17 protein-coding genes and 2 pseudogenes are annotated in these 18828 nt (G+C 68.6%); 7 read left to right on the forward strand and 12 right to left on the reverse strand.

Annotation, left to right across the window (positions count from 1 at the left end; translation table 11 throughout):
- Positions 1 to 6: 6 nt before the first annotated feature.
- Positions 7 to 102: pseudogene (locus tag ABNQ38_RS35200) on the reverse strand (IS5/IS1182 family transposase); the annotation flags it as partial.
- 20 nt (positions 103 to 122) lie between these two features.
- Entirely contained in the window at positions 123 to 986 is an 864-nt protein-coding gene (locus ABNQ38_RS35205) for an IS5 family transposase (RefSeq protein WP_377811221.1), read from the reverse strand.
- Positions 987 to 1224: 238 nt separating this feature from the next.
- On the opposite strand from ABNQ38_RS35205, the gene ABNQ38_RS35210 reads away from it, so the two are divergent.
- The 7 genes from ABNQ38_RS35210 (at position 1225) to ABNQ38_RS35240 (ending at position 8114) form a co-directional block, all read left to right on the forward strand.
- Positions 1225 to 2178 carry a LysR family transcriptional regulator gene (locus ABNQ38_RS35210; protein WP_377811222.1) on the forward strand — a complete coding sequence of 318 codons (954 nt, stop codon included), beginning with the start codon at positions 1225 to 1227 and terminating at the stop codon, positions 2176 to 2178.
- A gap of 160 nt (positions 2179 to 2338) precedes the next feature.
- Entirely contained in the window at positions 2339 to 3367 is a 1029-nt protein-coding gene (gene dctP / locus ABNQ38_RS35215) for a TRAP transporter substrate-binding protein DctP (RefSeq protein WP_377811223.1), read from the forward strand.
- A 23-nt stretch (positions 3368 to 3390) separates the two neighbouring features.
- Complete coding sequence (locus ABNQ38_RS35220) at positions 3391 to 3957, forward strand: TRAP transporter small permease (protein WP_377811461.1); 567 nt, start codon at positions 3391 to 3393, stop codon at positions 3955 to 3957.
- Positions 3957 to 5240: a TRAP transporter large permease gene (locus tag ABNQ38_RS35225; protein ID WP_377811224.1), complete on the forward strand. Its 1284-nt coding sequence runs from the start codon at positions 3957 to 3959 to the stop codon at positions 5238 to 5240. Before ABNQ38_RS35220 ends, ABNQ38_RS35225 begins: the two co-directional genes overlap by 1 nt.
- 85 nt (positions 5241 to 5325) lie before the next feature.
- A complete protein-coding gene (locus tag ABNQ38_RS35230; protein ID WP_377811225.1) occupies positions 5326 to 6258 on the forward strand; it encodes a hydroxymethylglutaryl-CoA lyase in 933 nt (310 codons plus the stop codon).
- Complete coding sequence (locus tag ABNQ38_RS35235; protein ID WP_377811226.1) at positions 6251 to 7486, forward strand: CaiB/BaiF CoA transferase family protein; 1236 nt, start codon at positions 6251 to 6253, stop codon at positions 7484 to 7486. The genes ABNQ38_RS35230 and ABNQ38_RS35235 overlap by 8 nt, the downstream gene beginning before the upstream one ends.
- A 43-nt stretch (positions 7487 to 7529) precedes the next feature.
- Positions 7530 to 8114 (forward strand): gamma carbonic anhydrase family protein, encoded by a 585-nt coding sequence (locus ABNQ38_RS35240; RefSeq protein ID WP_377811227.1) that lies wholly within the window; start codon positions 7530 to 7532, stop codon positions 8112 to 8114.
- 643 nt (positions 8115 to 8757) lie between these two features.
- Here ABNQ38_RS35240 and ABNQ38_RS35245 read toward each other — a convergent pair.
- The 10 genes and pseudogenes from ABNQ38_RS35245 to ABNQ38_RS35290 form a co-directional block, all read right to left on the reverse strand.
- Positions 8758 to 9258: pseudogene (locus ABNQ38_RS35245) on the reverse strand (IS6 family transposase); the annotation flags it as partial.
- A gap of 32 nt (positions 9259 to 9290) precedes the next feature.
- Entirely contained in the window at positions 9291 to 9626 is a 336-nt protein-coding gene (locus ABNQ38_RS35250) for an FAD/NAD(P)-binding protein (protein ID WP_377811228.1), read from the reverse strand.
- 2 nt (positions 9627 to 9628) lie between these two features.
- The gene (locus ABNQ38_RS35255) at positions 9629 to 11308 is read right to left on the reverse strand and encodes an amidohydrolase (protein ID WP_377811229.1); all 1680 of its coding nucleotides are present in this window, start codon (positions 11306 to 11308) and stop codon (positions 9629 to 9631) included.
- A 10-nt stretch (positions 11309 to 11318) separates the two neighbouring features.
- Positions 11319 to 12212, reverse strand: a complete 894-nt coding sequence (locus ABNQ38_RS35260; RefSeq protein WP_377811230.1) for an ABC transporter permease — start codon at positions 12210 to 12212, stop codon at positions 11319 to 11321.
- A complete protein-coding gene (locus ABNQ38_RS35265) occupies positions 12209 to 13018 on the reverse strand; it encodes an ABC transporter ATP-binding protein (protein WP_377811231.1) in 810 nt (269 codons plus the stop codon). The genes ABNQ38_RS35260 and ABNQ38_RS35265 overlap by 4 nt, the downstream gene beginning before the upstream one ends.
- Entirely contained in the window at positions 13015 to 14076 is a 1062-nt protein-coding gene (locus tag ABNQ38_RS35270) for an ABC transporter substrate-binding protein (RefSeq protein ID WP_377811232.1), read from the reverse strand. Before ABNQ38_RS35270 ends, ABNQ38_RS35265 begins: the two co-directional genes overlap by 4 nt.
- Before the next feature lie 34 nt (positions 14077 to 14110).
- The gene (locus tag ABNQ38_RS35275; RefSeq protein WP_377811233.1) at positions 14111 to 14452 is read right to left on the reverse strand and encodes a 4Fe-4S dicluster domain-containing protein; all 342 of its coding nucleotides are present in this window, start codon (positions 14450 to 14452) and stop codon (positions 14111 to 14113) included.
- Positions 14449 to 16089: an FAD-binding protein gene (locus tag ABNQ38_RS35280; RefSeq protein WP_377811234.1), complete on the reverse strand. Its 1641-nt coding sequence runs from the start codon at positions 16087 to 16089 to the stop codon at positions 14449 to 14451. The genes ABNQ38_RS35275 and ABNQ38_RS35280 overlap by 4 nt, the downstream gene beginning before the upstream one ends.
- Positions 16090 to 16349: 260 nt before the next feature.
- Positions 16350 to 17645, reverse strand: coding sequence for an O-acetylhomoserine aminocarboxypropyltransferase/cysteine synthase family protein (locus ABNQ38_RS35285; RefSeq protein ID WP_377811235.1), 1296 nt, complete (start codon positions 17643 to 17645; stop codon positions 16350 to 16352).
- 50 nt (positions 17646 to 17695) lie between these two features.
- The gene (locus ABNQ38_RS35290) at positions 17696 to 18793 is read right to left on the reverse strand and encodes an isopenicillin N synthase family dioxygenase (RefSeq protein WP_377811236.1); all 1098 of its coding nucleotides are present in this window, start codon (positions 18791 to 18793) and stop codon (positions 17696 to 17698) included.
- Between the last annotated feature and the right edge of the window lie 35 nt (positions 18794 to 18828).

Genomic DNA, 18828 nt, shown 5'->3' on the forward strand with positions numbered 1-18828 from the left:
AGGGTCAGTGGAGAGCGGCGTCCAGGCGGCGATCGCCTCCGGCGTCACCCAGAGCGTCAAATCACCTCGGCGACACAGTGCCGCGTCGTAAGTCACCCAATTTCAGTGGCTGTTCGTGGACTTCATGCGGGGATTGCCTGGGTGACGAGCCGCTTCAGGCGGCGTGAGAGGATCGAGATGAAGGCGATCCCGATAAAAGCGACGAGGTGCTCCTTCGTCCGCTCGACAATGGTGTTCAATCGTCGGTAGCAGCTCAGCCATCCAAACGAGCGCTCTACGACCCAGGCGATTTTGGTGGGAATAAACACGCCATCGCGCCCTCGGGCGATCGGCTGAATGGTGATGCCAAGCGCCTCCCCGGCTTTGGCTAGGCGCTGGCCGCGATGACCAAGGTCACCAATGGCTGGGCCCTGGAAACCGCGGCCGGCGATCTCCCGCAGGACCGGGACGATGCCCTTGGAGTCGTGTACGTTGGCTGGCGCTGCATCGATCGCCAGCGGAATGCCGTACTTCTCGACGGCAATATGGACCTTCACGCCGCGGATTTTCTTGCCGCCGTCCACGCCACTCGCGAAGCAGCTCGGGGCCGAAGGGCAGGTGCGGCTGTCGATCACCACCGTGCTCGGCTCGGCCGTATCGCTGCAGGCCAGCCGCCACGTGCGGCGTAGCCGATCGAGCAAACGGCGCCACAGTCCCAGTCGGGTCCAGCGGGCAAACAGAGTGTACAGCGTGCCGAACGGGATGCCGGAGAGCTGGCCGATGGCCCGCCATTGCATGCCGCAGAAGCACACGCACCACACCGCCATGATCGCCTTGCGCAGGGTAGCGCCGGCGAGCGCTGGCTTCGAGCCGGCTCGGGTTGTCCGCGTCCCCTCCGCCGCCATGGTTGTCAACTCCGTCAGCACCTCATCCACGAAGGCATCGACATTCGAGAACGCATCCCAGGAGGCGGGCGTGGTGCTTGCGGGACGAACGGCGCTGCCCATAGACTGCTGACCCGAAGGCTGTCGACGACGCTCACAGCCCTACCAGACCGGCCACCCGACGCAACACTCTTGTTCAGCTTAAAGTAGCATCCCGCGCAGCACCGGTCAGGATGAGCCCGTCACGAACAAGCTCTTATTTGCAAGAAAGTATGTCGTTCGTGCCGTACCGGGAGCGGCGGGCGGAGCCAACAGCGATATTCCGCTTTGCCCGGCAAGGGGGCCTGTGGGACAAAGCCACATGCCAACGAAGCTGGATTTCCGCCGCCTCCGCTATTTCGTCGCCGTCTGCGAACTCGGCAGCTTTTCCAAGGCCAGTGAGTTTCTGAACGTGGCGCAATCGGCGCTCAGCCAGCACGTCGCGACGCTGGAGGCCGATCTGGGCGTCCAGCTTCTGGTCCGTCAGCCGCGCGGCGTCAGCCGGACGGAGACGGGCGACCGGCTGTATGCCCATGCGAGAGGCGTGCTGCACGCGCTGGAACAGGCCGAACTGGACGTGCTGTCGCTGTCACGGGCAGTGGTGGGGCCGGTGATGGTCGGCTTCAATTACACGGCAATGGAGGCCATCGGCCTGCCCTTCATCCGGCGCGTCGCGGCCACCCTGACCGAAGTCAAGCTGCGCGTGATCGAGGCGCACAGCGAGATCATGCATCAATGGATGCTGTCCGGTCAGGCCGATATCGCCCTCACCCTCATGCCGCCCAATGACGACCGGCTGGAGGCCGTCCCGTTGCTGGACGAGGAACTGGTTTGCCTCGGCACCCAGGCGATGATCGGCGACGGCGGCCCCATCGATCTGGCCGAGGTGCTGCGCCTGCCGCTGATCATGCCCGGGCGCGTCGCCGTGCTGCAAGCACTGGCCAGCGATGCCGAGGTGCGCAACGCCATCGCCGCCAAGGTCTATCTGGAGATCGAATCGGCCATTCCACTGAAACGGGCGGTCGACGCCGGGCTTGGCGTGACGGTCCAGTCGGCCGCCCTGGCCGGCGACGAGATCGCCCGCGGCGAACTGGTCGCGCGGCCGGTGGTGAATCCGTCGATAGGCCGCACTCTGTATCTTGTGTCCTCACGGATGAAGACCGCGTCCCGCGCCGTGGCGGAAGCGCGTCGGCTGATGATCGATGTGGTGCGCGAAGCGCAGGCGGCGGGCCGCTGGCCCGGACGGCTGCATGAGACCCATCTCGAAACCAGATAACTCGCTTCGTTTCTTTATATTTTACGACCTTGCTCCCCCATGCTGTTCTGCTTGCCGAACAAACAATCCGAAAGCCCGCAGTCGAATGGGCTCCGGGTCCAGACGCCGCGCGTCGACGGGCTGGACCGCCGCAACGAACCACCATCGGGAGGTGCAGGACATGACGCCCACCAAGACGTCCAGCCACGCAAGATCGACGCTGCTCGCCGCCATTTCGGCCACAGCGTTGACGGCGCTGATGGCGCTGCCGACGGATGCGGAGGCTGCGACGCGGATGCGCTGCAGCCACCAGTTGCCGCCGGCCCATCACATCGCCAAGGTCATCGACCGCTGGGCTGCGGAGGTGAAGACGCTGTCGGACGGCAATCTCGACGTCCAGGTCTTCGGTGCCGACAGCCTGATCAAGGCCAACGACAACATCCTGGCAGTGGCCAAGGGCGACATCGAATGCGCCTTTTCCCTGAACTTCCAATGGGGCAAGACGCTGCCGCTGATGAACGTCACCGTCGGCCCCTACACCTTGTCGTCGATCGAGGCTTGGCGGAAATGGCCGACCTCCGAAGCGGCGGCCTTCCTTGAGGAACGCCTGCTGAAGAAGGGCGTAAAGAACGTGGTCTGGATGTTCCAGACCAACACCACCGTCTTCACCTCGAAGGGCAAGCCGCTGCTGAAGCCGGCGGATTTCCAGGGCCAGAAGATGCGCGGCATCGGTCCGGCCTTCGACCGCGGGCTTAAGGCGATGGGCGCCACGCCGGTCGCGATCCCCGGCAGCGAGGTCTACCAGGCCTTGGCCACCGGCGTCATCGACTCCGCCCTCACCGACGTCGCCGCCGCCTGGTCGCGCAAATATTACGAGGTGCAGGACCACATGACGGTGGTACCGGTGCTGGCTGCCTATCTGCACGGCTACGTCAATCCCCGCTGGTACGACAAGCTGACCGACAAGGACAGGGCAGCCCTGAAGAAGGCCGGCGAGGAGGCTGCCGCCTGGGCGCTGGAAGCGTCTCAAGAGGCGGCCGCCAATGCCCCGGCGGAGTTGGAATCGAAGGGCGTCAAGGTCCACGTCGCGACCGCCGAGGAGAATGCCGCCTTCAAGGCCGCCATGGCTCCCGCCTTCGCCGAGGGCTTTGCCGACGAGACCGGTGCCGACGGCCGCAAGCTGCTGGAACTCGTCCAGAAGCTTCAATAACGGGAGGGTAAGCCGTGAGCAGCATGTCCACCCCGGATGCCGTCGCCCCCGGAGACGGCAAAGCCACCTCCCATGGCGCCCTGCGCCTGCTGACCGCCACCGCGTCGGTCCTGTCGCGCATCGGCGGCGCACTGAGCATCCTGCTGATCGCCATCGTCCTGGCCCTCACCACGGCCGGGGTCGTCGCCCGCTATGTCCTCGGCCACCCGCTGGAAGGCGTCGACGAGGCCTGCGGCTATCTGGTCGTCGCCATGGTGATGGCCGGTTCCGCCGAGGCGCTGCGCACCGGCCACCATATCCGCATCGATTTGATCCTGGGTTTCGTCGGTCCGCGCGGCCGGCGCTGGCTGGATGCCTGGTCGAACCTGGCGGTGCTGGTCTTCGCCGTGCTGCTGGTCCGCACCGGCTGGCATACCGCCGCCTTCTCCTATGACTTCGATGCCTTTTCCTCGGGCCAGCTGGAACTGCCGCTGTGGATTCCGCAGGCGGCACTCCCCATCGGTGCCGCCCTGCTGGGGATCGTCGCCTTCGCCAAGCTGATCAATGCTCTGGCCGGACATGAGTCGGACGAGCGGACGGGAGGCCACTGATGACGTTCCTGATCCTGGGCCTGCTGCTGCTCCTGCTGTTCAGCGGCATGCCGATCTTCGCCGCACTCGCCCTCACCTCGCTCGGCGTGCTGGCCCTGTTCGAGGGCAGCGTCGACAGCATGGCCGACGCGGTGTTCGCCAGCCTTAACAACCCGCTGCTCGCCACCATCCCGATGTTCGCCTTCATGGCCCACATCATGATCAAGGCCAAGGTGGTCGACGACCTCTATGAGATGTCGAACACGCTGGTCGGGCACATCAAGGGTGGACTCAGCTTCGCCACCATCCTGTCCTGCACCATCTTCTCGACCATCTCCGGATCCTCGGTTGCGACCGCGCCGACCATCGGATCGATCTCCATCCCGCAGATGAAGCGCTACGGCTACCGCCAGCGCGATACCTACGGGCTGATCGCCGCCGGCGGCACGCTGGGCATCCTGATCCCGCCGTCCGGGCCGATGATTCTCTACGCCATCGTCACCGATGCCTCGATCGGCGCGCTGTTCCTGGCCGGCATCATTCCCGGCCTGCTGATGGCGGTGATCTTCGCCGGCTACAGCTGGCTCCGGGCCAGGGGACAGGACAGCGTGCAGTCGCAGCCCTGGCCCGGCTTCGGCACCGTCGCCGCCGCCTTCCGCAAGTCGATCTGGGCGGTGATGATGCCGCCGCTGATCCTGGGCGGCATCTATCTCGGCGTCTTCACCGCCGGCGAGGCCGCGGCGATCGGCGCGGTCTATGCGCTGGCGGTGGCGCTGCTGGTCTACCGCAACGTCTCCGTCGCCGACCTGCTGGATTGCGGCGTGCAGACCATGCGGACCAGCGTCATGCTGTTCATGATCATCGCAGCCGCCGGCATGTTCGGCCATGCCATCACCATCATCCGCCTGCCGGCCCAGATCATGGAGACGGTGGCGACGCTGGGCCTGTCGCAGAGCGGCTTCATCCTGGCGGTGATGTTCGCGATCTTCATCCTGGGCATGTTCCTGGAAACCATCGCCATCATCCTGATCACCACGCCGATCATCCTGCCGGTGATGACCGCGCTGGGCATCAATCCGATCTGGTACGGCGTGATGCTGATGATCAACCTGGAACTGGCGCTGATCACCCCGCCGGTCGGCATGAACCTGTTCGTCATCAAGGGCATCACCACCTCTTCCCTGGCCGAGGTGACGCGCGGCGCCCTGCCCTATGTGCTGCTGATGATGGCCGGGCTGTTCATCATCTGGCTGTTCCCGCAACTGTCGCTCTGGCTGCCGCAAGCCGCCGGCTTCGGAACGTAACCGCCCGCTTCAGAACCGCATTCCCTTCAAAGCCTTCCCCCGGATGCACGCCGCCCCGCGCGCATCCGAACGGAGACTCCTTGCCATGACGAAAGCCCCCGTGACCATCGTCGAGGTCGGCCTGCGCGACGGGCTCCAGATCCTCGACCGCGTGATGCCCACCGTCGACAAGCTGCGCTGGCTGGAGGCCGAGTCCCGCGCCGGCGTCCGCCGCTTCGAAGCGGCCTCCTTCGTGCCGCCCAGGCTGCTGCCCCAGATGGCCGACGCCGCCGAGGTGGTGGCCGGCGCCCGTGCGCTGCCCGGCGTCACCGTCCACACGCTGGCCCCGAACCTGAAGGGTGCCACGGCGGCGCTCGCCGCCGGTTCCGACGTCATCGTCCTGCCCCTGTCGGCCAGCGAGGCGCACAGCCGCGCCAACATCCGCAAGACCCGCGAGGAGTCGGTGGAGGAGCTGGCCCGCGTCTGCCGCGCCCGCGACGAGGGTGGTTACGCGACCCGCATCGACGCCGGCATCTCCACCGCCTTCGGCTGCACCATCCAGGGCGAAGTGCCGGAGGACGAGGTGGTCCGCCTGTGCGAATCCTGCCTGGAAGCGGGGGCCGACCGCGTGGCCCTGGCCGATACCGTCGGCTATGCGGATCCCGCCCAGGTCCGCCGCCTGTACAAGCGGGTGAAGGACGTCGCCGGCGACCGGCTGCAAAGCGCCCATTTCCACGACACCCGCGGCCTCGGCCTCGCCAATTGTCTGGCGGTGCTGGACATCGGCATCCGCGAATTCGACGCCTCGCTCGGCGGGCTGGGCGGCTGCCCCCATGCCCCCGGCGCCAGCGGCAATGTCGCCACCGAAGATTTGGCCTTCATGCTGGAGGCGATCGGCTTCGACACCGGCATCGACCTGGACGCCCTGATCGAGGCGCAACGCCTACTCGCCACCCTACTTCCCGGCCAGACGCTGCACGGCAAGATCGCCGCCGCCGGCCTGCCGAAGCATTTTCACCGGAGCACCGTCCATGCCTGACGCCAACAACCTTACCGCCACCCTCCCACTAGCCGGCATCCGGGTCGTCGAATTCTCCCACATGGTGATGGGGCCGACCTGCGGCATGATCCTGGGCGATCTCGGTGCCGACGTCATCAAAGTGGAGCCGGTGACTGGCGACAAGACCCGCGCCCTGCCGGGCGCCGCCGCCGGCTTTTTCCGCACCTTCAACCGCAACAAACAGTCGCTGGCCATCGACCTGAACAGCCCGGACGGGCTGGCCGCCGTCCACAAGCTGGTCGACACCGCCGACGTGGTGCTGGAGAATTTCCGTCCCGGACTGATGGCGAAATACGGCCTCGACTATGCCAGCCTCGAAGCGCGCAACCCGCGCGTCATCAACCTGTCCCTGAAGGGCTTTCTACCCGGCCCTTATGAAAAGCGTACGGCGCTGGACGAGGTGGTGCAGATGATGGCCGGGCTCGCCTACATGACCGGCCCGACCGGCCGGCCGCTGCGCGCCGGCAGCTCGGTGAACGACATCATGGGCGGCATGTTCGGGGTGATCGGCGTCCTGGCGGCGCTCCGCACCCGCGACGCCACCGGCCGCGGCCAGGACATCCAATCCGGCCTGTACGAGACCTGCGTCCTGCTGTCGGCCCAGCACATGCAGCAGTTCGCGGTGACCGGTGAGGCACCGCCCCCCTTCCCCGAGCGCATCGCCGCCTTCAGCATCTACGACACCTTCGAGGTGAAGGACGGCGAGCAAATCTTCCTCGGCGCGGTCAGCGACGTGCAGTGGCGGACCTTCTGCACCGCCTTCGGCTTCGACGACTTGGCTGCCGATCCGCGGCTGGACGGCAACACCAAACGCTGTCAGGCCCGCGACTGGATGCTGCCGGAGATCCGCCGCCGCCTTGCCGCCTACAGCAAGGCCGAAATCGCCGATCTCTTCGAGCGCAACGGCTTGCCCTATGCCCCGATCAACCGGCCGGAGGAGCTGTTCGACGACCCCCACCTGATCGAGAGCGGCGGCCTCGCCGCCATCACCACCGAAACCGGCGGGGAAACCCGCGTACCGCTTCTGCCGCTGACTTTGGGCGGGCGGCGCCTGGGGCCGCGGATGGCCTTGCCGCCGGTGGGTGCGCAGAGCGCGACGCTGCTGGCCGAACTGGGCTACAGTCGGGCCGACATCGACCGCCTGCTCGCCGCCGGGGTGATTACCGATCCGGCAGCGGAGACAGAGGCCGAACGGCTCGCCTCCTGACCGGCGCGAAGACCGGGCAGGCCCTGATTAAGGACAAGAAGCAATGACCACCGAGAGCGCAACCGAGGCCATCTTCGAAACCGGGGAGTTCCTGCTCGCCCGCCATCCCGGCGCCATCATCCGGCCTGTCAAGGGAGTGTGGCCGCGCATCGCTGCCGACGCCTTCGTCGCCCCCGGCGCGGTGGTGGTCGGCGACGTCGCCATCGGGACGGAGGCCAGCGTCTGGTACGGCTGCGTGTTGCGCGGCGACGACCACAGCATCACGGTCGGGCCGCGCACCAACATCCAGGACGGCACCATCATCCACGTCATGCTGAACGAGTATCCCACGATCATCGGTGCCGACGTGGTGATCGGCCACGGCGTGAGGATGCATGGCTGCACGCTGGCGGACGGCTGTCTCGTCGGCATCGGCGCGATCGTACTGGACGGGGCGGTGGTGGAAAGCAACGCCATGCTGGCCGCCGGCGCGGTGCTGACCCCGCGCAAGCGCATCCCCGCCCGCCAGCTCTGGGCCGGCAGCCCGGCCAAGCACCTGCGCGACGTCACCGACGCAGAGGTCGAGTTCATCGCCTTCGACGTCCGTCACTATGCCGGCCTTGCGCGGGCCGCGTCAGGTCGCGGCTAAATCACCGAGGGGGGATCGACGGGCCCAACGGCTACGGGTTCAGCATCGGGATGCGTGGCCGCCCCAATGGCCTCGCCGAAGAATAAATCCGGGAGAAAAGCTTTTTGCACGTGGTGCGGGATCGCGCGACCGCGTGTTGAGAAGAAATCTTCCCTGGCCGGAGGCTGCCGATGTACCACCTCCGAAGCACACGCATGCCGTTTCCCCTGAGAGTTTGTTCGTAGCGGGTACGTCCCAGCCGGTGCTGACCGGCATGCTACTTTAAGCTGAAGAGAGATATTGCGCTGGAGGCGCGGTCTGGTAGGGCTGTGGCCGTCACCAACAGCCATCAGGCCAGCATTCTATGGGGTACCGTCAAGTTCGGGCTAGCAGGGGTGCCTGGGTGACGGTATAGGGCCGGCATGACGACGCGCCCCAACCCGATGTACGCCGGCTACCGCTTCCCTGCCGAGGTGATCAGCTACGCGGTGTACCTGTACGGCACCGTCAACTCGTTGGCACCGACATGGTGGCTGGCCCCGTTCGGCCATGGATAGGCAGATGCCGGTGCCTCAGTCGGCCAGCGGCGCACCGGCGACCTCGGCCCAGTCAGCGAAGGCCTGGACGCGGGCGGCGCGGTATTCGGAGGCGGTAAGGTGATCGCGGCGCGGTTGTTGAGGCCCTTATGCTGGCGGTGCTCGCAGCGCAGCTTCAGGGCCTTCTTGGCGGCTGCGTAGGACTTCAGATTATCGGTGATCAGCACCCGCGGCGCCCGGCCCTGCTTCTTCAACAGCTTGCGCAGCAGACGCTTGGCCGCCTGCGTGTCGCGCCGACTTTGCACGAGCACGTCGAGAACAAAGCCGTCTTGGTCGACCGCCCGCCACAGGTAGTGCCTCCTACCAGCGATGCTGATCACGACTTCATCCAAATGCCACTTGTCGCCGCGCGCAAGGCGCCGTTGCCGGATGCGGGTGGCGATCTCCCGGCCGAACTTCAGGCCCCATTGGCGCACGGTTTCATGGCTGACCGTGACACCACGCAGCCCCAGCATCTCCTCGACCATCCGAAGGCTCAGCGGAAAGCGGAAGTACAGGTACACTGCGTAGCTGATCACCTCGGCAGGGAAGCGGTAGCCGGCGTACATCGGGTCGGGGCGCGTCGTCATGCCGGCCCTATACCGTCACCCAGGCATCCCTGCTAGCCCGAACTTGACGGTACCAGCCCGTCCGCCCAACCGGCCGGATCGGCCTCCAGCACGCCGCGCTCCCGGCACCAGCGATGGAAATCCTCATCCCCGCCCTCCCCGGCCGGCCGTCCGGTCACCGCCGCCATGCGGATGGAGGGAACATTCACCCGGTGGCGCGGGTCGCCGCCCGCGGCGTAGGTCAGCCCGGCCCCGGGCGACGGCCGCGGGTCCACAAGCTCCACCTCGGCGGAGAAGCCGCCCGCGGCACCGGCGCGCACCAGCCCGGCCGCGACGCCGCTGCCCGACACGCCGGCACCGACGATGACGATCCGCAACGGCCGCGGCACGGTCACAGCCCTTCGCGATGGACGATCCGTCCGCCGACCAGCGTCAGGCGGCAGCGCAGGTCGCGCAGCCGGTCCGGGTCGATGGCGGTGGGATCCTCCGACAGCACGGCGAGGTCGGCGGCAAAGCCGGGACGCAGCGGTCCCTTCCACCCCTCGTCGAAGGTAAGGGCGGCGCCGGCCACGGTGAACAGGCGCAGCGCCGTTTCGGCATCCAGCCGCTGATCGGGTCCGATGACCCGGCCGCTGGTCCGTTCCAGCCGGTTGCAGACCGACCACAGGGTGAAGAAGGGATCGTGCGGGATGTTGTCGGTGGCGATGGCGGTCGGAATGCCCAGCCGCAGCAGATGGGCGTGCGGCACCACCAGATCGCCGCCATCCGCCTCATCCAGATAGGCGGCCCCGCCCTTCCATAGAAAGTAGGTCGGAATCGTCGTCACCAGCACGTCCAGCCGCTTCAGCGCCTCCAGATCGGACAGCCGGGCGCGGCCGATATGCTCGATCACCCAGCGGCGGCCGGACAGCGGATGGCGCTGGTTGACCGCTTCCAGCACCGGCACCACCTCGTGCAGCCTGTCGCTGACGATGGTGTGCAGGCGCAGATCGTGCTCGGCGGCCAGGAAGCAGGCCTCGCGGAAGTCGGCCGGGGTCAGTGCCTGCTCGACGAAGCCCGACCAGCCGGTGTCCGGCAGATTGTCGCGGGCGCAGCAGGCCACCGCCGGGTCGCCGCCATAGGCGATGTGGACGCCCGACAGCCGCAGCCAGGGATCGCCCAGCCCGGCGCCGCGCGCGTGGGCCAGCCAGTCACGCATGGCGCGGCGCGCCTCGGCGATGTCGGCCCAGCTCGGGCTCACCACCAGCCCGACCCGCACCGTCAGCTCCCCCAGCTCCCACAGCCGGCGGTAGACCGAGATGGTCTGCGGCGCGGAGCCATGCCCCTCGTAGATGCTGGTGGTGCCCTGGGCGTTGTAGAGCCGCTGGGACAGCCGCACGCCTTCCAGCCGTTCGGCGAAGCCGAAGCGGGGAACCGCCGGCAGCAGGTCGAACTCGACGGTCGGGCGGCTGTTGTGCTCGACGATCACGCCGGTCGGTTCGCCGCGCGCATCCTTCAGGATCTCCACGCCGCCGCAGCTCGGCAGGCTGGCCGCGGTGATGCCGTTCAGCGCCAGCGCCCTGCTGTTCAGCGCGCTGTGTCCCGGCGGCTTGCCCCAGTTGCCGAACAGGCCGGGGATGTAGACCGGATGGTCCGGTGCTGCGCGGTCCAGCTCGTGCCGGTCCGGCGGCCTCCCCTCGGCCAGCGTCGCGGCACCGTCGAAGAAGAAGGGCGGCGTGCCGATCGGCATGGTGACGATCCACTGGCCGGGCGGCGTCTCCGCCGCCACCGCCCGCACCCGCTCAAGAATGTCGCCGACGCTGCGCGCACCGGCCAGCGAGGGGCGCAGGCGCTTCAGCCCCTCGCGCTCCATATGGGCGTGGGCGTCGTTGAAGCCGGGGATCAGCGTCGCGCCATCCAGGTCGATCGCCTCGGTGGCGGCGGTGGCGAGTGCCGCGACCTCCTCCCCGCCGACCGCGAGGATGCGGTCGCCGGCGAGCGCCACGGTGCTGGCGCGCGGACGGGACGGATCGAAGGTGAGGACGTTGGCGTTGCGCAGAATCAGGGTGGGGGAAGAACTCCGTTCGCTCATCCGGCGACCCTCACGAGGCGGTGGTGTACCAGGGGAACAGGCGGCGGATCAGCGCCACGAACAGGCGGTCGGCGATGAAGCCGAAGGTGCCGAGCAGCACCAGCCCGATCAGCATGATGTCGACCCGGAACATCTGGTGGCCGGTGGACATCATGTAGGCGACACCCTCCCGCGCACCGGACAGCTCGGCGGCGACCAGCAGGATCAGCGAGACAGCGATGCCCTGGCGCAGGCCGGCCAGGATCATCGGCAGGGCCGCCGGCAGCACCACCAGAAGCAGGGTCGCCAGCCGCCCGGCGCCGAGACAGGCGGCGGAGCGCAGATAGGCGGCCGGCACGTCGCGCACGCCGATGAAGGTGGTGATCCAGATCGGGAAGAAGCTGCCCCAGGCGACCAGCGCCACCTTCGAGCCTTCGCCGATGCCGAACCACAGGACCGACAGCGGCACCAGCGCGATGGAGGGCACGGAGCGGAAACCGTGCAGGATCGGCTCGCTGACATGGTGCAGCAGGCCGATGCGCGCGGTGAGCAGCCCGGCGGTCACGCCGGTCGCCGTCGCGATGGCGAACCCCAACGCCGCCCGGCGCAGGCTGGCCAGGATGTTGGCCGGGATCTCGCCGGACAGCAGCATCGGGACGAAGCTGTCGAACACCACCGACGGCGGCGGCAGCAGCACCGGATTGACCCAGGTCCCCAGCCGCGGCACCGCCTCCCAGACCGCCAGGAACAGCAGGATGCCGGTCACGTTCAGCAGGGCGCGCAGCCACGCCGCGCGTCGCAGGCCGCGGCGATGGGCGCGGCGGAACTCTTCGGCGAAGGCGTCCCTGTCGGACGCCGCATCCGCCGCCGGGCGCCGGGAGGTGGAGAGGCCGTTGCCGGTCGCGTCATCCGTTGCCGCCGTCACGCCGCCCTCCGTTCGCCGTCGGTCCGCTCGGCACTCCGGCTGCCGCGGGCCAGCGCCGCGGCGATGCGGGCATATTCCCGGCCGAACTCCGCCGACCCGCGGTCGCGCGGATAGGGCAGATCGACCGCCAAATCCTCGCGAATCACGCCCGGCCCGGCCCCCATCACCACGACGCGCTGGGCGAGGAACACCGCCTCGTCGATGTTGTGGGTGACGAACAGCACCGACACCCCGGTCTCCCGCCACAGCCGCAGCAGGTCCTCCTGCAAGGTGGTGCGGGTCATGGCGTCGACGGCGGCGAAGGGCTCGTCCATCAGCACCACCTCCGGCTCGACCACCAGGGCGCGGGCGACGGCGACGCGCTGGCGCATGCCGCCGGACAGCTCGTGCGGGTAGCGGTCGGCGGCATGGCGCAGCCCAACCCGGTCGAGCGCCTCCAGCGCCCGGCGGCGCCGCACGGGGGCGGAGACCCGCTGCATGCGCAGGCCGAACTCGACGTTCTGGCGCGCGGTCATCCAGGCGAACAGCGCATATTCCTGGAACACCACGCCGCGGTCCGGCCCCGGCCCGTCCAGCGGCCGGCCGCGGAAGCGCACGGCGCCGGAGGTCGGCTTGAGGAAACCCGCCAGCAGATGGATCAGCGTGGACTTGCCGCAGCCGGACGGGCCGATCAGGCAGACGAACTCGCCGGCCTCCACCCGCAGCGACACGTCGCTGAGCGCCCAGGCCGGCGACCCGTCGCGCGCCGCATAGATCTGCGACACGCGGTCGAAATCGATCAGCGGCCCGCTCGTGACCCCGCTCATGACAGGGTGACCCGGTCGGGCGCCACCGCCTTCAGCGGGGACTCGACGATCAGGCCGCGGAACAGCGCCCGCAGATCCCCCGCCGGACGCTTGGCGAGGCCGGCGGCGATGGCCCATTCCGCCTCCGCCACCAGATCGTCGACGAAGCGGTCGTCGAAGGCGATCTTGAAGGTGAACTCGGAGGTCGCCTCCAGAATCTCCTTCGGCGGCGTGTGGATGCGGCGCGAGATCAGGTCGGCCCAGCCGCCGTCGGCCAGGATGCGGCGTTCCGCCCCCTGCAACGCCCGGATGGCGCCGGCCACCAGCTCCGGCTTCTCCTTCACCACCTTTTCGGTGGTCAGCAGCAGCTGATGGCTCTGGAAGAATTTCTCCAGCCCGTCCTGCGTCATCACCGCGGTCTTGCCGCCAGACTGGCGCTCGGCCACCGCCGCGGACTGGCTGCTCCAGGCGAAGCCGTCGATGTCGCCGCGCACCAGGGCGGAGGTCATGTTGTTCGGGGTGAGGTCGACCACCTCGACGTCGCCCGGCGCCAGCCCGGCGAATTCCAGATACTTCGCCAGCATGTATTGCCCGGAGGTGCCGACGCGGGTGGCGATCCTGCGCCCCTTCAGGCTGGCCGGCTTCGCCGGATCGATGCCGCCGTCCTTGCGGACGACGATCTTCATGTCGCGCGAATATCGGCTGTAATTCACCAGGATCAGCGGCCGCAGCCCCTGAAGCACCGCGAACACCACCGGCGTGTCGGTCGAGGCGGAGAAGTCGGCCGAGCCGGCGAGCAGCGCCTGCATCGAATCGCGCCCGCTCTCGAATTCCATGGTGCTCAGATCGAAGCCGGCCTCGGCCCAGGTGCCGGCGGCCTCGGCGACGAAGGGAACCGCCCAGGTGTAGCCGGTGCTGCCATAGGCCAGCGTCGCCTTGGCTGCGGCGGCCTGCGCGCGGCCGGCCCACAGCGGCCCGGCGGCGAGCGCGCCGGCGAACACGGCACCGGCGGTGACTGCCGCGCCGGTCAGCAGGCGGCGGCGGTTCAGGCGAATGCCGGAGGGGTCGAACACGGTCATGATCGAAAGGCTCCTGTCGGATGCGGCCGGGCGCTCAATGGGGCGCCAGCAGCCGGAAGGTCTGGTCGGCGGAACGGTTCTCGCGATGGGTGGCAGTCCAGCCGATGGCGCGGCGGTAGCTGCCGAACAGGCCGGCGGCGGCGACCGCGTCCTCGGCGATCCCCGTCACCGTTTCGGCATCGGGGGCGACATAGAGGGCGTCGTCCGGGCAATGGGCTTCGCACAGGAAGCAGGTCTGGCAGTCGGACTGCCGGGCGATGACGGGGGCGGTGCCCTCGGCCCGGCCGCCGCCGGCCGCCTGGAACACGTCCATCGGGCAGACGGAGACGCAGATGTTGCAGCCGGTGCAGCGGGCCGGGCTGATCAGCTCGATCATGCCGCCAACTCCCGGCCGGCCTCGGTCCGATCCGCGCGGACGGGCGCTGGGCGGGTCGAGACATGCACCTCGTCCAGGCCGCCGACCGTCAGCAGATGGCGCTGGGCCGGGTCGAGGGCCGCATGGTCGATGCGGCGGTGCATGCCGCGCGATTCCGTGCGGGCCAACGCCGAACGGTACATCCAGCGGGCGGTCGCCAGCATCGCCGCCGCCTCCCGCACGCGCAGGACGGTGTCGGCGGAGGCCGGCATGGCCCCGGCGGCATCGGCCCACAGCCGGTCCAGCCGGCCGAGGGAGCCGGTCAGCCCCTCCTCCGTGCGGAAGTAATTGAGGTCGTAAGGGAACACCTCGGCCTGGACGGCACGGGTCAGGCCCCCGGCATCGATTGCCGCGCCGCCCCGCGGCCCGTCCTGCAATCCGGCGCCGCCCGCCCGCCGCAGGGTGCGGGTTCCGTTACCCAGGGCGCGGGCATGATCGGCGGCTCCGAGACCCGCCCAATGGCCGCTCGACATCGCCCAGGCGGCGTTGTGGCTGCCGCCGCCGGTGAAACCGCCGCAGATCGGTTCGCGCGTCGCGGCGTCGCCGGCGGCGAACAGTCCGGGGACGGCGGTGGCGCAGGTCCCGTCCACCAGCCGCAGGCCGCCGGTGCCGCGCACGGTGCCTTCCAGCCGCAGGGTCACCGGGAAACGCTGGGTGAAGGGGTCGATGCCGGCGCGGTCGAAGGGCAGGAAGAAGTTCGGCTGGGCCTGACGCATCGCCGCCCACAGTTCCGGTTCTGCCCGGTCGAGGCGGGCATAGACCGGTTCGGTCGCCAGCACCCGCGCGATGACGGACCGGCCGCCCTTGGAAGCCGCACCGGGAATGGGTTCGCCGTCGGCGCGGGTGAAGCTGGCCCACTGGTAGAGTAGCGTCTTGGTCACCGAGCCGAAGGCCGGGGCGATGGCGTAGGCGTTGGAGAATTCCATCCCCGACAGATCGGCCCCGGCCTCCGCCGCCATCAGCAGACCGTCGCCGGTCAGCACGTTGCAGCCCAGCGCCTTGCTGAGGAAGGCGCAGCCGCCGGTGGCGATGACCACCGCCTTCGCCCGCACGGTCCAGCGCCCGCCCTTCTGCCGCTGCAAGCCGACGGCACCGGCCACCGCGCCGTCGTCATCGACCAGCAGTTCCAGCGCCGGGCAATGGTCGAGGATCGTCACGCCCGCCTGTTTCACCCGGCGGCGCATCAGCCGCATATATTCCGGTCCCTGCACCGACACGCGGCGCTCGCGCCCGTCCGCATCGCGTGGAAAGGGATAGCCCCAGTCGGCGAGCTGGCCGACTGCCGCATGGGTGCGGTCGAGCACGCGGTCCATCCAGCCATGGTCGGCCAGATGGCCGCCCAGCCCCTCGCGCGACGCCTTGGCCGCCGCGCGCTTGGCCGGATCGGGATCGACATACCACAGCGTGGTTCCCGACGCCGCGGTGGCGCCGGACGTGCCGCAGAATCCCTTGTCGGCCAGAATGGTGCGGGCACCGCCGGATGCAGCGGCGATGGCGGCCCAGGTGCCGGCGGGACCGCCCCCCAGTATCAGGACGTCGGTCTCAAGGTCGAGGGATGCGGCGGATGAACTGACAGGAGCGCCGGGCACGTTGGCCATCGGAAAAACCCTCCGGGACTGTCGATCATGTGGATTGAGCGAAGCGGCGATTCCGGAGCAGCATTCTATTACTGCTTTGGTTCGCTTTTTCTTCTTAAAATCATACTTACACAGTAGAGATAAGCCGCATACCAAAATATGCACGTCTGTGAAAAATTTCGGCCGGCACCTCCCGCCGAGGGAATGGTGCCGGCCGCGCAGTGAGGCAATGGGCCGAGAGAGACCGGAACAGCTGGAGGATGGACGATGGGCAGCGGGCCTTACGCCTCGGTCAGCGCCTGCTCCAGATCGGCGACGATGTCGTCGGGATGCTCGATGCCGACCGACAGGCGGACATAGCCGGGGGTGACGCCGGTGGCGAGCTGGTCTTCCGGCGACAGCTGGGAATGGGTGGTGGTGGCCGGGTGGATCGCCAGCGACCGGGCGTCGCCGATGTTGGCGACGTGGTAGAACAGCTTCAAGGCTTCAATGAAGCGCCGCCCCGCCTCCGCCCCGCCGGCCAGTTCGAAGCCGACCAGCCCGCCATAGCCGCCCTTCAGGTAGGTGTCGGCGCGCCGCCGCGCCTCGCCCTCCTGCAAACCGGGGAAGATGACCGACGTCACCTTGGCATGAGTTTTCAGATAATTCGCGACGATGCCGGCGTTCGCGTTGTGCTGGCGGATGCGCAGCGGCAGCGTCTCCAGCCCCTGGATCAGTTGGAAGGCCGATTGCGGGCTGAGCGCGGCGCCGATGTCGCGCAGCAGGGTGACGCGGGCGCGCAGTGCATAGGCGATGGGGCCGAGCGGCTTTGCCGCCTCGGTCCAGATCGCACCGTGATAGCTGGGGTCGGGCTGGGTCAGCAGCGGGAAGCGGGCGGCATGCGCCTCCCACGGGAAGGTGCCGCCGTCGATCAGAACGCCGCCGATGGTGGTGCCGTGGCCACCGATGTATTTGGTCGCCGAATAGATCGTCACCGCCGCGCCATGGTCGAAAGGCCGCACGGTCAGTGGTGCCGCGGTGTTGTCGACGATCAGCGGCACGCCCAGCTCCAGGCCGATGTCGGCGACCTCGCGGATCGGGAAGACGTTCAGCTTCGGGTTCGGCAGCGTCTCCGCATAATAGGCGCGGGTGCGCTCGTCGGTGGCGCGGCGGAAATTCTCCGGATCGGCCGGATCGACGAAGCGCGCCTCGATGCCGATCTGCTTCAGCGTGTTGGCGAACAGGTTCCAGGTTTCGCCATAAAGGTCGGTGGAGGTGACGATGTTGTCGCCGGCCTGCGCCAGATTCAGCACCGAATAGAAGGATGCCGCCTGTCCGGACGCGACCGCCACCGCCGCGGCACCGCCTTCCAGCACGGCGAGCCGCTGTTCCAGGACCTCGACCGTCGGGTTGGTGACGCGGGTGTAGATGTGGCCCAGCTCCTGAAGCGCGAAGAGGCGCTCGGCATGGGCGGTGTCCTGGAACTGGTAGGAGGTCGTCTGGTGGATCGGCACGGCGACGGAGCCGGTGACGGGATCGGCGCGGAAGGCGCCGCCATGGACGGCCAGGGTTTCGAAGTGCGGCTTGCGGTCGGTCATCGGCGGGGCTCCTTCTTATTCCTTGAGAATTTTCGTTGAGAGTTCGGCGGTCAGGCGGAGGCGCCGACCAGATCGGCGTAATGGCGGCGGGCCACGTCGGGGTGGGAGCGCAGGCGGCTCTTCAGCGTGTTCTCCCCGACCGAGCTGTAGAGCGGGTTCAGCGGGTCGCGCTCGGGACCTCGCGCTTCGGCGGCGAGATCGTCCGGCAGCGGCAGCACCGGCACCCGGACATCCAGGCCCGCCCCCAGGAAGAAGGCGGTCGACAGCCGGTCCACCCCCGCCGGCGGCGTCACCACCCGGTGCACCGCGGCGTCGAAATAGCCGTCGGTCGCCAGTTCCAGCAATTCGCCGGCATTGACGACGAAGGTGCCGGGGACTGGCGGCACATCGGCCCAGCCCCCGTCGGTTTCGATCTGCAAACCGCTCTGGCGGTGCTGGAGAACCAGCGTCAGCAGGCCGCTGTCCTTGTGCGGCCCGACGCCCTGCCCTCCGGCATCGTCGGCGGGGGCATCACCGCCGGGGGCATCGTCGGCAGGAACCGCGTCATGGCCCGGATAGCGGATCAGCTTGACGAGCTGCGTCGGCTGATCGGTCAGGATCGGATCGAAGGCATCTTCCGGCAGACGCAGGGCCACCGCCACCGTAGCCAGGATGCGCCGCGACACCGTGGTCAACTGGTCCTGGAGGCGCAAAACCGCCGGGCGCAAGTCCGGCAGGGCCTCCGGCCACTGGTTGGGACCCTGCAGGCGGACCCAGGGCGGCGAGTCCGGGCCCTGGGGCAAGGCCGGCCGCTCCGCACCGACGTCCAACTGCTCCCGCCAGTCGGCCAGACCGCGCGTGCGCTCCCAGCCCGCGCGGGTATAACCGCGGAAATGGGGCGAGTTGACCATCTCGATGGACAGCTTGTCCTGCTCCGGCAGGGCAAAGAAGCCGCGCGACAGGTCGAAGACGGAGTCGATGAAAGCCGGATCGACCCCATGCCCGGTCACATAGAAGGCGCCGAAGCGGCGGATCGCCGCCCGCAGCTCCGACAGGAACAGGGCGCGGTCCGCGACGGCGCCGTCCAGGCGGGCAAGATCGAGAAACGGCAGCGGCGGCCGCTCGGCCGAAGAGGGAAGCGCGGTCACAGGACTCTCCTTTGCGGACATGCGTTCGGGAACGCCCGCTTGCGTGCGTCGACGTG

This window comes from Azospirillum sp. A29 (genome assembly GCF_042604625.1).
GTDB classification, from domain to species: domain Bacteria; phylum Pseudomonadota; class Alphaproteobacteria; order Azospirillales; family Azospirillaceae; genus Azospirillum; species Azospirillum palustre.

Bases quoted from the DNA above. Each gene is read 5' to 3' on its own strand.
- ABNQ38_RS35205 (WP_377811221.1), bottom strand. From the start codon at position 986: ATGGGCAGCGCCGTTCGTCCCGCAAGCACCACGCCCGCCTCCTGGGAT.
- ABNQ38_RS35210 (WP_377811222.1), top strand. From the start codon at position 1,225: ATGCCAACGAAGCTGGATTTCCGCCGCCTCCGCTATTTCGTCGCCGTC.
- dctP (WP_377811223.1), top strand. From the start codon at position 2,339: ATGACGCCCACCAAGACGTCCAGCCACGCAAGATCGACGCTGCTCGCC.
- ABNQ38_RS35220 (WP_377811461.1), top strand. From the start codon at position 3,391: ATGTCCACCCCGGATGCCGTCGCCCCCGGAGACGGCAAAGCCACCTCC.
- ABNQ38_RS35225 (WP_377811224.1), top strand. From the start codon at position 3,957: ATGACGTTCCTGATCCTGGGCCTGCTGCTGCTCCTGCTGTTCAGCGGC.
- ABNQ38_RS35230 (WP_377811225.1), top strand. From the start codon at position 5,326: ATGACGAAAGCCCCCGTGACCATCGTCGAGGTCGGCCTGCGCGACGGG.
- ABNQ38_RS35235 (WP_377811226.1), top strand. From the start codon at position 6,251: ATGCCTGACGCCAACAACCTTACCGCCACCCTCCCACTAGCCGGCATC.
- ABNQ38_RS35240 (WP_377811227.1), top strand. From the start codon at position 7,530: ATGACCACCGAGAGCGCAACCGAGGCCATCTTCGAAACCGGGGAGTTC.
- ABNQ38_RS35255 (WP_377811229.1), bottom strand. From the start codon at position 11,308: ATGAGCGAACGGAGTTCTTCCCCCACCCTGATTCTGCGCAACGCCAAC.
- ABNQ38_RS35265 (WP_377811231.1), bottom strand. From the start codon at position 13,018: ATGAGCGGGGTCACGAGCGGGCCGCTGATCGATTTCGACCGCGTGTCG.
- ABNQ38_RS35270 (WP_377811232.1), bottom strand. From the start codon at position 14,076: ATGACCGTGTTCGACCCCTCCGGCATTCGCCTGAACCGCCGCCGCCTG.
- ABNQ38_RS35275 (WP_377811233.1), bottom strand. From the start codon at position 14,452: ATGATCGAGCTGATCAGCCCGGCCCGCTGCACCGGCTGCAACATCTGC.
- ABNQ38_RS35280 (WP_377811234.1), bottom strand. From the start codon at position 16,089: ATGGCCAACGTGCCCGGCGCTCCTGTCAGTTCATCCGCCGCATCCCTC.
- ABNQ38_RS35285 (WP_377811235.1), bottom strand. From the start codon at position 17,645: ATGACCGACCGCAAGCCGCACTTCGAAACCCTGGCCGTCCATGGCGGC.
- ABNQ38_RS35290 (WP_377811236.1), bottom strand. From the start codon at position 18,793: ATGTCCGCAAAGGAGAGTCCTGTGACCGCGCTTCCCTCTTCGGCCGAG.